Origin of the sequence: Rhizobium cauense (assembly GCF_019511525.1) — a bacterium.
Taxonomy (GTDB): Bacteria; Pseudomonadota; Alphaproteobacteria; order Rhizobiales; family Rhizobiaceae; genus Rhizobium; species Rhizobium cauense.
The window spans coordinates 1-255 of sequence record NZ_JAEUAT010000100.1 but is presented as its reverse complement, the minus strand read 5'-3'; the positions used below and the strand labels follow the sequence as shown (position 1 = coordinate 255).

Genomic DNA, 255 nt, shown 5'->3' with positions numbered 1-255 from the left:
CGGGCAGGTCCAGCCCTTCGGTGTGCGGAAGACAATCATCGGCCATGCCGGGCGCGTCAGATTGCCCTTCTCGCGAGCCTCCACCCAGATCCGCTTGATCTCCGTGACGGCGGTATCCATGGCCGCCCCCAGCTGCTGCTGCACCTTGTCAGGCTCATGCCCTTCGACGAAGAGCGGCGCATATCCCATCCCCTCGAAGAACTTGCGCAGTTCGTGCTCCGGAATGCGAGCGAGGAAGCATGGATTGGCGATCTT

Annotated in this window: 1 protein-coding gene; it reads right to left on the bottom strand. The window is 62.7% G+C overall.

The annotated features are described in order from the left end of the window. The coding region (locus JNB88_RS33330) for a phosphoketolase family protein (protein WP_476705539.1) at positions 1–255 on the bottom strand (255 nt) is incomplete at both ends.